The sequence below is a fragment of the Micromonospora lacuserhaii genome, from assembly GCF_036902735.1.
Lineage (GTDB): Bacteria > Actinomycetota > Actinomycetes > Mycobacteriales > Micromonosporaceae > Micromonospora.
Map to the genome: position 1 here is coordinate 39,340 of NZ_JBAKHO010000015.1, position 13,117 is coordinate 52,456.

Sequence of the window (13,117 nt, forward strand, 5' to 3'; positions counted from 1 at the left end):
TCCCCGACCAAGATCCACGCAGACGGAGAGAGCCGCGTCCGGGCCCCAGGGGCGGGGCGTCAGTGGGTGGTGTTGGTGGGATTGGGACGGTCGTCGCGGACGTGGACGAGCATGTCGCCGGTCTCGATCACCGCGCCGGCCTTGTCGGCGAGGCTGACCACCTTGCCCCGGCGGACCAGGGCGATGACCAGCGCTTCCAGCTCGCGCGGGGACTTGCCCACCTCGTGCCGGTCGGCCGAGCGCATCGCCAGCGCCATGCCCTGACCCGGGGTGAGCAGATCCTCCACCACGTCGATCAGCGGCGGCGCCGAGGTGGAGAGACCGAGCAGCCGGCCCGCGGTGGCCGAGGAGACGATCACGTGGTGCGCGCCGCTCTGCCGCAGCAGCGGGGCGTTCTCCGCCTCGCGGACCGCCGCGATGATCCGGACCTGGCCGGCGGTGAGCTGCCGGGCGGTGAGCGCGACCAGGACCGAGGCGTCGTCGCTGTCGGTCGCGATGATCACCGCCTTGGCGTTGCGGACGTGCGCCTCCTCCAGCACCGACGAGCGGGTGGCCGAGCCCTCGATGGCGACCAGCCCGGCCGAGGTGGCCTGCCGCAGGGCGGTGCCGCTGCGCTCCACCACCACGATGCGCGACTTGTCCAGGCCGTTCTCCAGCAGGGCGGAGACCGCGCTGCGGCCCTTGGTGCCGTAGCCGCAGATGATGACGTGGTCCTTCACGGTTCTCCTCCACCGCACCAGGCGACGGCCGGTCCGGTACTGCTCGGTCAGGACTTCCAGGGTGGTGCCGACCAGGATGATCAGGAAGAGCACCCGGGCGGGGGTGATGAACAGGACGTTGACCAGCCGCGCGGACTGCGCGAACGGGGTGATGTCGCCGTACCCGGTGGTGGAGAGGGTGACCACCGCGTAGTACGCGCAGTCGAGCAGGGTCAGCCCGTTCTCGTCGACGTCGCGGTAGCCGTCCCGGTCGAGGTAGACCACCGCGACGGTGAGGAGCACCAGGCCCAGGGCGGCGGCCAGACGGATGCTCAGCGCGCTCAGCGGACCGCGCCGCTGCGCCGGGAAATGGATCACCGTCGGTCCTGCTTCCCCCGGGTCGCCTGCACGCCCACAACATAGCGGTTGGCGGGTGATCCGCACCCCGGGGTGGCGGACCGGGACGGTGACCCGGTCGCGGACGGGGCATGATGGGGAGGTCCACCGACGCCGACCGCGAGGAGGCCCGCATGTCGCTGCTGCGCCGGGTGATCGGTGGGGTGCTGCGTCGGGTACGCCTGCGGCAGGGCCGCACGCTGCGCGAGGTGGCCGAGGCCGCCGGTGTCTCGCTGCCCTACCTCTCCGAGGTGGAGCGCGGGCGCAAGGAGGCCTCCTCGGAGGTGCTCGCCGCGATCTGCCGCGCCCTCGGGATCAACCTCTCCGACCTGCTCGAGGAGGCCCGCGACGACCTGCGCCGGATGGAGCCGCGGATCCCCACCGCGCCCCGGGCGGCGCTGGCCCGGCTGGACCGGGTGCCCGCCGCCCGCAGCGAGGGTGGCCCGAGCATCCGGATCGGCTTCCAGCCGGCCGGCGCGACGCCGCCGGTGGCCGCGACGCCGGCCTCCTTCCGACACTCGGCCGGGCCGATGCTGCGGCTGGGTGGGCCGATCCTGCACGTCGGCGGCCCCGCGTCGCCGGTCGGGTCGACCGTGGGCGGGGCGGGCCTGCGGGTCCGGCTGTTCGCCTCCGCGCCGGCCGGGCGCCCCGGTCCGCGTACCTCCCGGGTGCTGGCCCGGCGGCGGGCCCGGGCGGGCCGGCGGCGGCTGACCGCCGGGTAGGCCGGCCGGTTCTGCCCACGGCGGATCTGCCGCCGGCAGAAAGGCTGGGGCCGCCGGCCACGGCCGGCGCACGCTGGAGGCGCCGGTCCCCGGGCGCTCCCGTCGCCCGCCGGTGGGTGGAGGGCGGTCACGATGATCGGGTACGACCTACGGATGCTGGACGGCGGCCAGCAGACCTTCGGTGACCAGGTGTTCGAGCGGCTGCTGCGGGAGCGGATCGTCTTCCTCGGCACCGAGGTCACCGACGCCTCGGCGAACCAGCTCTGCGCGCAGATCCTGCTGCTCGCCGCGGAGGACCCCGAGCGGGACATCTACCTCTACATCAACTCGCCGGGCGGCTCGGTGAGCGCGGGGATGGCCGTCTACGACACCATGCGGTACGTGAAGAACGACGTGGCGACCCTGGCCCTCGGCTTCGCCGGCTCGATGGGGCAGTTCCTGCTCTGCGCGGGGGCGGCCGGGAAGCGCTTCGCGCTGCCTCACTCGCGGGTGATGATGCACCAGCCCTCCGGCGGAATGGGCGGCACGGCCGCCGACGTCACCATCCAGGCCGAGAACATGCTGCACGTGAAGCGGACGATGCAGGAGCTGACCGCCGAGCACAGCGGACGGACGCTGGAGGAGATCCAGCGCGACTGGGACCGGGACCGCTGGTTCACCGCCGAGCAGGCCCGTGACTACGGCCTGATCGACGAGGTGATCAGCCGCGCCGACCAGCTCGGGGTGTGACCGGAGCAGCCGACACCGCGATGTCGTGCGCGTCGGCGCGCCGCCGGGGCGGACACGGGCCAGGGCCGGACGCGCCCCCTCGATCGCGTCCGACCTGGTCACGGCCCCCCGTGAGCTGCACGCCCTCGATATACGTTGGAGCCTATGCGCCACCGCGCCACCGCGCTCCGTAACAGGGGCGGAGCGCTTTCCGACGAATTCTTGTTACATCCCGGCCCCGCCGGTCGCCGTCCATCGTGCACGGCGACCGACGGGGTGCACAGAACTCAGGCCGGGTAGCTGACCACCGGGCTGGTGCCGTAGCTGCCGACCACCGGGACACCGGCCTCGTTGATGGTCCGCTCGATGCCGCCGCTGCCGTCGAGGAAGACGGTGACCATGTCGTGGAAGCGCACGTCGGGCCGACGCGGCGCCTCGATCGCCCGGTCGCAGCGGATGTCGACGCCCTGGTTGAAGTACGAGTAGACGCCCAGCCCCCAGGCCTCGTGCCCGCGCACCCGATCGTCCACCTTGTACGACGCCCAGCCCTTCCCCGTCGGGCTGCTCCAGGCGGCCTGGCTCGGCGGGTCGTACGGCAGCTCGCTCTGGTAGAAGACGGTCCGGCCGTGCTCACCGTTCCAGATCGTCTGGTACCGCTGGTAGTGCTCGACGAAGAGCCCGTAGGCGGTCACGTCATCGCCGTTGACGACGACTCCGGTGTCGGCGGTGTTGGCGGTCCAGCCGATGCCGTTGCCGTGGTCGCCGCGCCACGCCCAGACGTTGTCGATCAGCGTGTGGTTGCTGTTCACCACCAGGCTGGTCCGGGCGCGCCCGACCCAGGGCCCGCCGATGCGGAAGAAGACGTCCTGCATCGAGATGGGATCGGCGGGGTGGTCGCGGCCGCAGTCCGGGTCGCCGATCTCGACCAGCACCTCCGACTCGCGCTCCCCGGCGTCGACCAGCACGCCGGCGATCCGTACCCCGTCGACGTCGGCGACCCGCAGCGCGGCGTCGCCGGTGGTCGGGGCGAGGCTCGGCATGCCGAGGCCGAGCACGACGGTGCCCGGCCGGATCACCCGCAGCGCCCGGTCGAGGCGGTAGACGCCCGGGGTGAGCAGCAGGTGCTTCCCGCGGGCCAGCTCCTGGTTGATCCGCTGGGCGTCGTGGCTGGGGCGGGCGATGAAGAAGTCGCGCAGCGGCAGCGAGCGGGTGGTGCCCGCGCCCGACGCCCAGGTGGTGCCGGCGGTGTCCCGGCGCAGCGCCGGCACGGCGACCCGCCAGCGCCCGGCGGCGTCGACGCAGAGGTACGGCTTCTCCCGGACGACCGGGCTGGTCGGCAGGGTGGTGTACGGCGGGTTCGGGAAGCCCTGGGCGGGGGCGCCGAGGACCCCGGAGAAGACCTGGTTCCAGACCCCGTTGGTCCAGTCGCCGCGCAGCTCGCTGTCGCGGGTCAGCCACTGCTGCTGGGAGCCGTTGATGGTGATGCCGTCCACCAGCGAGTCGGCGATGAAGCCGCCGCTGGAGTAGCCGCCGTTGCCCGGCTCCAGCCAGAGGATGCCCTTGACGTGCACCCGCCGCATCGGGGACGCCTGGGAGACGGCCCACTGGTTCGACCAGTCGGTGGGGGTGATCGCCAGGTTCTCGGCCGAGCGCCAGAAGTTGGTCAGTGCGGAGATGCCGGCCGGGGAGTTCGGGTCGGGCTGGCCGACCACCCGGACCGCGCCGTGGATCTCGACGTCGTCCGGGTGCGCGCCGAGCCCCGCCACCGTCGTGTAGTAGCCCAGCCGGGCGTTCACCTCGTACCGGCCGGGCTTGAAGAGCACCGCGTACCGGTCGGTGCCCATCTCGTTGTGTTCCTGCCGGGCGAAGAGCCGGTCCACGGTGGACTGGATCTCGGCGGCGGGGGTGTTCGGGTCGTAGACGTAGACGTTCGGGCCGAAGTCGGGCTCCTCGTCGTGCTCCTCGGCGCGAGCGGGCGCGGCGGAGGCGGCGGTGGGGACGAGGCCGGCGGCGGCGACGGTGCCGGCCGCCAGGGCGAGGAGTTGCCGGCGGGACGGGTGGAGATCGGAAGTCATGGGCCTACCTGTCGGTGGTGGTCTGTCCGTGCGCCGAGAGAGCGCTCTCTTGCCGGCGCGGCGGACATCCCGGCTGACGTGAACAGGGGAATGAGCTGTTTCTACCCCGCCGCGGCCGATCGCGCCAGTGGGCGATTCCCTTGACAGGCGGATCGGAAAGCCTAAACTTACCGTTCGTGGCCACTTACCAAGGGCGGATGTTGGACGCCCTGGGCGACGCGACCCGGCGGTCCATCTTCGAGCTCCTCGCCGCCGGCCCACGCTCCGTCGCCGAGATCGCGGCCGACCTGCCGGTCAGCCGTCCCGCGGTCTCGCAACACCTCAAGGTCCTCAAGGAAGCCCGACTCGTCTCGTCCACCGCCGTGGGCACCCGCCGCGTGTACGCGCTCGACCCACAGGGTCTCGCCGCCGTACGCGGCTACTTCGACCAGTTCTGGAACCACGCGCTGACCGCGTTCGCGCGGGCCGCGGAGCAACCGACCGAGGAGAAGCCATGACCACAGAGACCACCGACCCGACCGTCGTGCGCAACAGCGTCGAGGTCGCCGCGCCGCCCGAGCACGCCTTCACCGTCTTCACCACCGGGATGGACCGCTGGTGGGAACGCTCGCACCACCTGCTGCCCGGCGAACTCAAGCAGATCGGCGTCGATCCGCAGGTCGGCGGGCGGCTCTGGGAGGAGAACGACGCCGGCGAGGTCTGCACCTGGGGCAGGGTCCTCACCTGGGACCCGCCGCGCACCTTCGCCTTCGCCTGGCTGATCGGCCCCGACTGGAAGGTCCCGCCCCCGGACGCCACCGGCAGCCGGGTCACCGTCACCTTCACCCCCACCGACACCGGCACCCGGGTCGACCTGGTCCACGACCGGCTCGACGCGCACGGGCCCGGCTGGGAGGGCGTCCGGGACGCGGTCGCCAGCGAAGGGGGCTGGCCCATGGGGTTGCGGCGGTACGTGGCGACCGTCTGACCGGGTCGCGGCGCGGGGCCGGCCGGGACCACCACCCGACCGGCCCCGCCACAACCGAATCGGGTCTCGGGCCACTCATTGTGTTGATGGGAGGCCGGGTGCGGAGTGAACGAGAGTACGTCGAGTACGTCCAGGCACGCATGCCGTGGCTGCGACGGCTGGCGTACAGACTGTGCGGGCAGTGGTCGGCGGCTGACGACCTGGTGCAGGAGTGCCTCGTCGCGCTGTACCGGCATTGGCGGAAGGCGTCGGCAGCGGACTCGGTCGACGCCTACGTGCGGGCGATGCTGGTCCACGCCTACCTGGCCGAGCGGGAGCGGTCCTGGACCCGTCGGGTCCGGCCCGTGGCCGACGTGATCGGACCCTCGACGGTGCCGCTGGCCGGTGCCGAACACCGCGTCGACCTGCTGGCCGCCCTCACGAAGCTGTCCCCCGGGCAGCGCGCGGTCCTGGTCCTGCGCTACTGGGAGGACCTCGACGTCGCGCAGGTCGCGGCAGCGCTGGGCTGCTCGACCGGAACCGTCAAGAGCCAGACCTCGTACGCCATCGCGGCGTTGCGCCGCCTGCTGCCGAACTACGTGCCGGGAGGGTCGGACACACCATGAGAGAACTGTTCGCCACCCTGCCGGACGATCCGCCGCCGTTGCCGCCCGGTTACGTGGACACCGTGCTCACCCGGGGTCGCCAGTCGGTTCGGCGCCATCGGATCGGTACCGCCGCGGTATGGGCAGTCGTCGTGCTGCTGCTGGCCGTTCTGGTCGTGCCCGGCGTCCAGCTTCCCGGCCAACCGGCAGCCCCGTCGACGAAGCCCGGCCTGCCGGACCGTTTCGCCGGGTACTCGACACTCACCAGCACCGTCACGACGGCTCCCCCCGGCCGCGCGATCGCTCTCTACGTCTACGGCAACGGCGAGGCCGTCAACATGTTCCAGCCGCTGGTCGTCGGGGCCGACGGCGACACGTACCGGCGCGTCGACGCCATGGCGGAGCGGAACCGCCCGTCGGCGCTGCTCGCCCCGGACGGCACCCGCGTGCTGCTCGGCGACGAACGCGGCGCCACCGGCGACCTGATCCTCGTCGACCTGACCACCGGCAAGCGCCGATCGATCCCGCTTGGCGACCCGGTCGGCGTGCGGCTGCTGGCCTGGTCCCCCGACGGCCGCCACGTCGCGTACAGCGCCGCACCCCTCACCGGCTCCGGTGAGTTCGGCAGCGTCAACTTCGTCGAGGCCGAGGTGGCCCGCACCGGCACGCTGTGGCTGCTCGACCTGGCAAGCGGACGCAGCACCGAGGTGCCGGCGATCAAACCGGCGTGGACGGCGGCGTTCGCGCCAGACAGTCGCCGGCTCGCCGTCCAGGTGGGCCAGACGGCCCACCTCATCGACCTCGACGGCCACGAGTACGGCAGCGTCCCCATCCCGAGGGGACGCGAGCTGACCGCCGACGTCGGCTGGTCACCGGACGGCCGGTTCCTCGCCACCGTGCCATGGCTCTCGGACGGGCCCTTCAACGGCACCACCGGCGGCGACACCGGCCACGGCACCTTCCTGTGGAAGGTCGGCAACGTCGAATTCGTGCCTCTCACGGGCGCCGGCACGCCACCGGCGCCGGTCCCGGACGTCGTGCAACTGCTCGGCTGGCGCTCGCCGGGCAGCGTGATCGTCGCGACCATCAACGCCGCAGGTCACGCATCGCTCGTCGAGGTGCAGCTCGGCGCCGGCACCCGGCGGACCCTGGCCCACTTCGACACCGGTCGTAGCTGCGAGCTGGGCACCCAGAGCTGCCAGCTGGCGGACCTGCACCTCGCCGCCGGTCTGCTGCCCGACCTGACCGTCCGGAACGCCGGTCGCCCGCAGCGCGGTCCCTGGCCGATGCTCGCGAACGCCGTCATCGGCGTGGTCGTCCTCGGCGCCGCGTTGCTGCTCTGGCGCCGGATGCGTCCGCCAACGCATCCCCGACGACCGGGAGTGGAATAGCCGCTCCTCAGCTGGTACTGGTCGTTGAGTACCGGTGCTCATGCCTCGCTCCAGGCATGGCCGCAGACTCTCCATTCATCCAGAAAAGCAGGTGTACGGGGAGAGGTATCACCACATGAAGCTACGCCGCACGGCGCTCCCCGTCGCAATGCTCGTCCTGATCCTGGCGGCACCGGTTGCATCCTGGTGGCTCACCGGCGATCTGACCAACGAGGCGGCACGGCAACTCGCCGCCCAGGGCGTCGAACTCGACTACGAGTTCCGGCCGCTCAGCCTTGGCCCCGTTGGAGACCGGACCGTCGGCGTCCTGGCGTGCATCAGCGCCATCGGTGCGCTCGGCCTGCTGGTTCGGGGCACCGCCACCCGCCGTCTCGACTCCGGGTGGTGGCCGGTGCTGCTGCCGCTGGTCGGGGCCGGCGCCGTCGTTGGCTTCGCCTGGCGGGTGCTGACCGCTGGGGGCATCGGCGCCAACATCGGAGCGGGCCTGACGATCATGTTTGGCGGGCCGGTTCTGGCAGTCCTGCTAGTCGCCGCCGCCGCAGCCGCGGCGCTGCAGATGCATCGGATCAGGCTGCGGCGTCATCCGCAGCAACTCTGAGCGAGCGTCTTGGCCCTGCCGACATCTCGCTTACAGGTTCTGGCGCTCTGCCCGGCGGGGTCCGGCCGCATCCGCCACCTCCACCACCTGTCCGCGCCCGGTGGTCGCCGGCTGTTCTCGTCCCGGTGTGTTGCTGTCACCGTTGCTGTCGACCTGCCGCCCCGCGCCTAGCACCTGTCATCGACGGCCGGGAGGCGGTGGGGCCGTCGCAGTGCACGGGACGGCCGGAGCTTCCGGCTCCTCGTGCTCGATCTCGTACTGGCACTCGCTGCACGGCTCCGGCGGGGTGTGCTCGCGCCAGTCATGCCCACAGTCGGGGCAGTCGCCATACCACTTCGGTCGTCGCATCCTCACCGAGTCATTGTGATCGTCCGGCCGGAAACACACCTCAGCCTTCCGTCGCTGACAGTGACCGAGGGCAGCGGTGGCATGACTGTCGTTGGTATCTTCGCTGGCATGAGTCGGGGGCGAAGGACCGGTAGCCGAGACCGTCGGCAGCGGGGCACCGAGGAGGTACGCGCCGAGGCGGCGGAGGCCTACCGCGAGTCGGTGGCGAGGTTGCAGACGACGGCCTATCGGAACCTGCGGCAGACGATCGCCTACGCGACCATCTTCTTCGCCGTCATCGCCGTCTGGATGATCTTCATCGGTGAAGTCACTCCCGCGAACCTGCCGTGGTACGCCGCCTCGATCCTGGGCGGAGCGCTCGGCCTGTGCACGTACGTCGTGCGGGAGGCGCGTGCTCGCCTCTACGTACTCGCTGCCGCCGTCATCCTCGCCGTCGCCGGCCTGGTCGGCATCTTCCTGGTGGATTAGGCGGCGAGATGGCGCTGTTCGTCGAGCCCGACGCGGTGGTCGGCTTCGCACGTCAGGTCGACCGCGCCACCGGCGATGTGTGGGAGATCCGCAGCTACCTCAACCGGTACGCCGACGTTGCCACCGGAGGTGAGCAGCTACGCATCGCCAAGGCCGCACACGAGCACGCCGTCGAGGTCATCAACGGCACCCTCAACCGGCTCGCTTGCCTCCTGGAGAACTCCGCCCCTGAGCTGCGGGCCAGCGCAGGCTACTACCGCACGACGGACCTCGCCGCCGCTGACCGCCTCGACCGCACGCTGCCCGCCGCGGTCGACCGCTGCATCACTCCACTGGAACTGGAGCTGGCGGACAACCCCTGCACCCCGGCGAACTTCATCGACCCCCGCGACGTCCAGGGCCACCTCGACGTCCCAGGCGAGGCGAAGAACCCGTCGAACGCGCTGGGCTGGATGGACTACCTCAGCCCCGCTTCCTGGGTCAACGAGGTCTTCGACCACGTCTTCGGCTTCAACCCGGTCGGCGAGATCCAGGACAAGGTCTCCGGCGACTGGGAAGCCCTCGCCAAGATGGCGCCCGTCGTGGACAACATCGGCGGAGCCCTGCGCGACCTGGCCTACAACGTCCAGTCCGGTGCCAGCACCCTGCACCCGCTCTGGCAAGGCGTCGCCGGCGACGGAGCCTTCCGGTACTTCACCACCACCGCCAACGCCGTCGCCGACCTTCACACACCCTTGGGCACCATCAGCAAGGCGTACCTCGACATGGCCGACGCCGTCTGGTCCGCCGGCGAAGCCCTCGGCGGCGTCGTCAAGAGCCTCATCGACGGCGCCATCATCGCCGGCGTAGCCGCCGCCGCCGGCACCGTGACCAGCGAGACCGGCGTCGGCGCCGTCGTCGGTTACGGCCTGGCCGCCGCCGAGGTCGCCAACCTGTTCCGGCTCTGGGGCGAAGCCACCAAGCTCTGCCAGCAGATCGCCGCAGCCGTCCTCGTCTTCCGCGCCATCCTCACCCGCGAGCTCAGCGACCTCGACGCCGTCGCCCTCCCCGCACTGCCCGACGGCGGCCGGTACGACCACCCCCTCGCCGGAGCAAAGGTCTGACGCCATGGACGACCGAGACGACATCACCGGCGGGGACGAAAGACGCGCTGACGCGCTGCGCCACGCCCTGGACCAGCTCGGCCGCAGCAACAACCCACTCCTACGCGAGATGGCCGCCGCCGTCCAGGACGGCCAACTCAGCCTCCGCCAGGCCGTCGCCAGCACCACCTACAGCGACGAACTGACCCAACCCTTCCAAACCTTCTGGAAGGCATACCAGGAGATGACGACCCAGGAGCGCGACGACCTTGCATCGCTCGCCTCTGACGGCACGGCACGGGCCTGACGCCCCGCTACAAGTTCTAGGGGCTTCGTCCGGCGGGATCTGTCCGCGTATGCGACCTCGGGCGACTGTCCGCGCTCGGCCGCCGCCGGCCATCCTCGTGCCGACCGGTTGATCGAGGCCGCGGTACGAGCACGTGCATCGCCGGCAGCCGGCCCGGTCAGTTGGCGCAGACCGCCGTGGCGTCGTCGCTGCCCAGATGCTGCGGCACTATGCCCGCGCAATCGACTCCCGGGATGCCGAGGTGGCCGTTCACCTGGAGACCCTGGAACGCCCACGATCGGGGACGCAACAGGCACGGAAGCCCCGGAAGGGGAAGATGTGATCCCTGATCAAGGCGCTGACCTGGTGCCCCCGGCAGGATTCGAACCTGCGACACACGGTTTAGGAAACCGATGCTCTATCCCCTGAGCTACGAGGGCGCGAGTGCCCAGCCTACCTGCCAGCGGATACCCACAAGTGCCCAGGAGCGCCCTCCGGTGCCCAGCGGTGTCGGCTGCCGTTGCGCCGACCGGCGGAGCACACATGGAGCATGCAATCGCCGGCCGCCCGTTTCCGTGCCCGTCCCTGCCCAGCGCTAACCACGGCGGCCCAGCAGCACCCACGACTCACCGAGCAGATTCCGCGTAGAGCGGCAGGGATCAACAGGTTCGGCCAGGCTCCTCATCTGGCAGAGCCGGCTCCCGCCCTCGTTCACGCGCCCTTTTCACAAAGGCAGAGCTGCGGTACGACGACGACACCTTCGGCTACGCCTCACGAGTCGCCCAGCTGCGTGACCGCCTGCAGCTACGCGGGTTCACGGTCAGACGTCCCCATGCGCGGCGTGGCCATGATCCTCGACGAACTCGGCGCCGTTCTGAACAGCACCGACGAATGGGTGTCCTACGAAGAGCCGCATGAGGTCTTCGACCAACTGGACAGCCGGATCGGCGGTGAATCCGCCACCGTGACGGTATGCGGAGGAATCGACGCATGAGCCCGATTCGGCGAGGTACGGAAGATCAGATATGGCGGGTGGGCGCGCCGGCCAGCGGCCGCCGCGCCGCCGACGCTGTGGTCGGGGTCAGCCTGCGCGGCAGGAGACCGTCGGCCAGGTCCAGTTGCCGTTGTGCTGGATCGTCACGCCCCAGTTGTTGCCGTTGCCGTTGGGTCTCGCGGGAGCTGCCGGTGAACAGGCCACCGGCGGGGATGCCGACGACGATGAACGGCCCGTGGTCCGAGCGGCCGGTGAAGTCGGCGGCGTTCGTCGGCAGGCCGCGGCCGGCGAAGAATCCTTCGAACAGGTCCTCGATCTGGGCGGAGCCGGCCGGACCGGGACCGGCGCCCTCGCCGGCGGAATCGTCACCGTCGTGGACGCCGAACATGTAGTTGGGCGAACTCATCCACAACGGATGATCGGGACAGTCGTTCGGCCGGGGGGCCCGAACGTCCTCGCAGTTCGGTGGCGGGGCAGGGTCAGCTCAGTAGGGCAGCTCCACGCCGAGCCGTCGGGCGAACTCCCGGTGGGCGGCGGTGATGGCGTCGAGCCAGCGGGCGAACATCTCGTCGGCCCGCAGGAAGCGCGCCAGCACCACGTCGAAGACCTCTCGGTCCACGTGGTAGACCTCGACCACGTCCGGCGGGGCTGCGAGCGCCTCCTCGATCAGGTCGTCCTCGACGAAGTCACCGCCGCTGTCCACCATGCACTTCACCGCGTCGCCGAGGCCGACGATCCAGGCCAGGCCGTCGCGGGAACTGACGTCGAGCGCCGCGCAGAGCTCCTCGCGACGGAGGAGCTCCCCCTCGGTGAGGGGAAGGAAGGTCTCGGGTACGCGAGCGAACACCGCGGCCACCGGCGGTCTCCGGATGAGCTGGTGACCACGGTATTCGACATGCCGGCCCTCCTCGTTGACCCGGAGCGGCTGGATGCCGGGCACCGCGTACGGGGGAAGCGCGGAGCTTGTCGACGAGTTCATGGCCAGGTGTCCTCCGTCGGACGTCGGTGGGTGCGACCGGTGAATCCGGGGCATCGACGAGGACGCCCCGGATTCACCCTACGAGTGGTCAGCGACGCGCTGACGACCTGTCAGTCGGCCGGGAAATGAATGGCGAACGTGATGTTCTGTTGCACGAGACAGTTCAGGAGGTCATCCCACACCCCGAGGCTGTTGTAGGGGTTGTTCGGCGAGCCACCGCCGTGCGGCATGAAGTGCCAGTGGACGCCCACGACCTTCTTGCTCCCCATCCCCGGGTTGTCCGCCTGGATCTTCGCCTGGTTGGCCGGGTCCTTGTACCACCCGTCCTTCTTGCACTGCTCGATGTCCTCGTCCCGCATCGGGATGCCGGCCTACACCTCGTGCAGGGTGAAGTTGCCGTTGGCGTCCTCCTCCGCGAAGTCCGGGTAACGACCACGGGAGTTCTCCGGGAGGTCAGGCAGGTCCGGCCTCTTGAGGTACAGGCGGGAGAACCGCCGCGAGTGGCGCAAGATCCAGCTGCTCGTGGCGGCCGGGCCGGCGCGCCGTCGACCCGGCGTACCGCACCGACGGGCCGCTGTTCGACAGCTGCGGCTGCGGCGGGCCGGGCCTGAGGCCGCGCACCCTGTCCGACGCCAAGACGCTGCTGCGCCGCCGGCGCGCCGACCGGCGGGCGTCGGCGACGAAGGCCCGCGCTGCTCTGCGGCGGTTACTACTCTGGATTCCGAGTAATTCCGTCGCGCCCGGCGGTTGTCCCGGCCGGCCGCATACGGCGGCGAAGACGGGGCGGGCCGCCGGGACCGGCCGGCCGGTCGCCCGCGCTG

Annotated in this window: 17 protein-coding genes and 1 tRNA gene; 11 read left to right on the plus strand and 7 right to left on the minus strand. The window is 71.1% G+C overall.

Going from position 1 to position 13,117, the window contains the following annotated elements:
* Positions 1 to 59: 59 nt before the first annotated feature.
* The gene (locus tag V6U81_RS13025) at positions 60 to 1,076 is read right to left on the minus strand and encodes a potassium channel family protein (RefSeq protein WP_334488577.1); all 1,017 of its coding nucleotides are present in this window, start codon (positions 1,074 to 1,076) and stop codon (positions 60 to 62) included.
* A 152-nt stretch (positions 1,077 to 1,228) separates the two neighbouring features.
* Between V6U81_RS13025 and V6U81_RS13030 the strand changes: the two genes are divergently transcribed.
* Together V6U81_RS13030 and V6U81_RS13035 are read left to right on the plus strand one after the other, a co-directional pair.
* Positions 1,229 to 1,816, plus strand: a complete 588-nt coding sequence (locus V6U81_RS13030; RefSeq protein WP_334488776.1) for a helix-turn-helix domain-containing protein — start codon at positions 1,229 to 1,231, stop codon at positions 1,814 to 1,816.
* Between the two features lie 132 nt (positions 1,817 to 1,948).
* A complete protein-coding gene (locus tag V6U81_RS13035; RefSeq protein WP_334488578.1) occupies positions 1,949 to 2,545 on the plus strand; it encodes a ClpP family protease in 597 nt (198 codons plus the stop codon).
* A gap of 266 nt (positions 2,546 to 2,811) precedes the next feature.
* Here V6U81_RS13035 and V6U81_RS13040 read toward each other — a convergent pair whose 3' ends face one another.
* Complete coding sequence (locus tag V6U81_RS13040) at positions 2,812 to 4,599, minus strand: adenylyl cyclase (protein WP_334488580.1); 1,788 nt, start codon at positions 4,597 to 4,599, stop codon at positions 2,812 to 2,814.
* Positions 4,600 to 4,775: 176 nt separating this feature from the next.
* On the opposite strand from V6U81_RS13040, the gene V6U81_RS13045 reads away from it, so the two are divergent.
* From V6U81_RS13045 to V6U81_RS13080, 8 genes are all read left to right on the plus strand, one after another.
* Positions 4,776 to 5,096, plus strand: coding sequence for an ArsR/SmtB family transcription factor (locus V6U81_RS13045; protein ID WP_334488583.1), 321 nt, complete (start codon positions 4,776 to 4,778; stop codon positions 5,094 to 5,096).
* A complete protein-coding gene (locus tag V6U81_RS13050) occupies positions 5,093 to 5,566 on the plus strand; it encodes an SRPBCC family protein (RefSeq protein WP_334488587.1) in 474 nt (157 codons plus the stop codon). The genes V6U81_RS13045 and V6U81_RS13050 overlap by 4 nt, the downstream gene beginning before the upstream one ends.
* Positions 5,567 to 5,664: 98 nt before the next feature.
* On the plus strand, positions 5,665 to 6,171 hold the full coding sequence (locus V6U81_RS13055) for a SigE family RNA polymerase sigma factor (RefSeq protein WP_334488590.1): 507 nt from the start codon (positions 5,665 to 5,667) through the stop codon (positions 6,169 to 6,171).
* Positions 6,168 to 7,541 (plus strand): hypothetical protein, encoded by a 1,374-nt coding sequence (locus V6U81_RS13060; RefSeq protein WP_334488593.1) that lies wholly within the window; start codon positions 6,168 to 6,170, stop codon positions 7,539 to 7,541. Before V6U81_RS13055 ends, V6U81_RS13060 begins: the two co-directional genes overlap by 4 nt.
* 115 nt (positions 7,542 to 7,656) lie before the next feature.
* Complete coding sequence (locus tag V6U81_RS13065) at positions 7,657 to 8,139, plus strand: hypothetical protein (protein WP_334488595.1); 483 nt, start codon at positions 7,657 to 7,659, stop codon at positions 8,137 to 8,139.
* Between the two features lie 456 nt (positions 8,140 to 8,595).
* Positions 8,596 to 8,955 carry a hypothetical protein gene (locus V6U81_RS13070; RefSeq protein ID WP_334488598.1) on the plus strand — a complete coding sequence of 120 codons (360 nt, stop codon included), beginning with the start codon at positions 8,596 to 8,598 and terminating at the stop codon, positions 8,953 to 8,955.
* Between the two features lie 8 nt (positions 8,956 to 8,963).
* Positions 8,964 to 10,058, plus strand: coding sequence for a hypothetical protein (locus V6U81_RS13075; RefSeq protein WP_334488600.1), 1,095 nt, complete (start codon positions 8,964 to 8,966; stop codon positions 10,056 to 10,058).
* Between the two features lie 4 nt (positions 10,059 to 10,062).
* A complete protein-coding gene (locus V6U81_RS13080) occupies positions 10,063 to 10,344 on the plus strand; it encodes a hypothetical protein (protein WP_334488603.1) in 282 nt (93 codons plus the stop codon).
* 343 nt (positions 10,345 to 10,687) lie between these two features.
* Here V6U81_RS13080 and V6U81_RS13085 read toward each other — a convergent pair.
* Positions 10,688 to 10,763 (minus strand) — tRNA-Arg (locus V6U81_RS13085).
* A gap of 401 nt (positions 10,764 to 11,164) precedes the next feature.
* On the opposite strand from V6U81_RS13085, the gene V6U81_RS13090 reads away from it, so the two are divergent.
* On the plus strand, positions 11,165 to 11,317 hold the full coding sequence (locus V6U81_RS13090; protein ID WP_334488606.1) for a hypothetical protein: 153 nt from the start codon (positions 11,165 to 11,167) through the stop codon (positions 11,315 to 11,317).
* A 25-nt stretch (positions 11,318 to 11,342) separates the two neighbouring features.
* Here the strand turns inward: V6U81_RS13090 and V6U81_RS13095 are convergent, their stop codons facing one another.
* The 4 genes from V6U81_RS13095 to V6U81_RS13110 all read right to left on the minus strand — a co-directional run bounded on the left by V6U81_RS13095 (position 11,343) and on the right by V6U81_RS13110 (position 12,805).
* Positions 11,343 to 11,705 carry a zinc-binding metallopeptidase family protein gene (locus tag V6U81_RS13095; protein WP_334488609.1) on the minus strand — a complete coding sequence of 121 codons (363 nt, stop codon included), beginning with the start codon at positions 11,703 to 11,705 and terminating at the stop codon, positions 11,343 to 11,345.
* A 96-nt stretch (positions 11,706 to 11,801) separates the two neighbouring features.
* The gene (locus V6U81_RS13100; protein ID WP_334488612.1) at positions 11,802 to 12,296 is read right to left on the minus strand and encodes a hypothetical protein; all 495 of its coding nucleotides are present in this window, start codon (positions 12,294 to 12,296) and stop codon (positions 11,802 to 11,804) included.
* 110 nt (positions 12,297 to 12,406) lie between these two features.
* Complete coding sequence (locus tag V6U81_RS13105; RefSeq protein ID WP_334488615.1) at positions 12,407 to 12,655, minus strand: hypothetical protein; 249 nt, start codon at positions 12,653 to 12,655, stop codon at positions 12,407 to 12,409.
* A 12-nt stretch (positions 12,656 to 12,667) separates the two neighbouring features.
* Positions 12,668 to 12,805 (minus strand): hypothetical protein, encoded by a 138-nt coding sequence (locus tag V6U81_RS13110; protein ID WP_334488618.1) that lies wholly within the window; start codon positions 12,803 to 12,805, stop codon positions 12,668 to 12,670.
* Between the last annotated feature and the right edge of the window lie 312 nt (positions 12,806 to 13,117).

Excerpts from the sequence above, each read along its gene's own strand:
- V6U81_RS13105 (WP_334488615.1), bottom strand. The coding sequence starts at position 12,655 with ATGCGGGACGAGGACATCGAGCAGTGCAAGAAGGACGGGTGGTACAAG.
- V6U81_RS13100 (WP_334488612.1), bottom strand. The coding sequence starts at position 12,296 with ATGAACTCGTCGACAAGCTCCGCGCTTCCCCCGTACGCGGTGCCCGGC.
- V6U81_RS13070 (WP_334488598.1), top strand. The coding sequence starts at position 8,596 with ATGAGTCGGGGGCGAAGGACCGGTAGCCGAGACCGTCGGCAGCGGGGC.
- V6U81_RS13065 (WP_334488595.1), top strand. The coding sequence starts at position 7,657 with ATGAAGCTACGCCGCACGGCGCTCCCCGTCGCAATGCTCGTCCTGATC.
- V6U81_RS13075 (WP_334488600.1), top strand. The coding sequence starts at position 8,964 with ATGGCGCTGTTCGTCGAGCCCGACGCGGTGGTCGGCTTCGCACGTCAG.
- V6U81_RS13030 (WP_334488776.1), top strand. The coding sequence starts at position 1,229 with ATGTCGCTGCTGCGCCGGGTGATCGGTGGGGTGCTGCGTCGGGTACGC.
- V6U81_RS13040 (WP_334488580.1), bottom strand. The coding sequence starts at position 4,599 with ATGACTTCCGATCTCCACCCGTCCCGCCGGCAACTCCTCGCCCTGGCG.
- V6U81_RS13080 (WP_334488603.1), top strand. The coding sequence starts at position 10,063 with ATGGACGACCGAGACGACATCACCGGCGGGGACGAAAGACGCGCTGAC.
- V6U81_RS13035 (WP_334488578.1), top strand. The coding sequence starts at position 1,949 with ATGATCGGGTACGACCTACGGATGCTGGACGGCGGCCAGCAGACCTTC.
- V6U81_RS13050 (WP_334488587.1), top strand. The coding sequence starts at position 5,093 with ATGACCACAGAGACCACCGACCCGACCGTCGTGCGCAACAGCGTCGAG.
- V6U81_RS13060 (WP_334488593.1), top strand. The coding sequence starts at position 6,168 with ATGAGAGAACTGTTCGCCACCCTGCCGGACGATCCGCCGCCGTTGCCG.
- V6U81_RS13095 (WP_334488609.1), bottom strand. The coding sequence starts at position 11,705 with ATGTTCGGCGTCCACGACGGTGACGATTCCGCCGGCGAGGGCGCCGGT.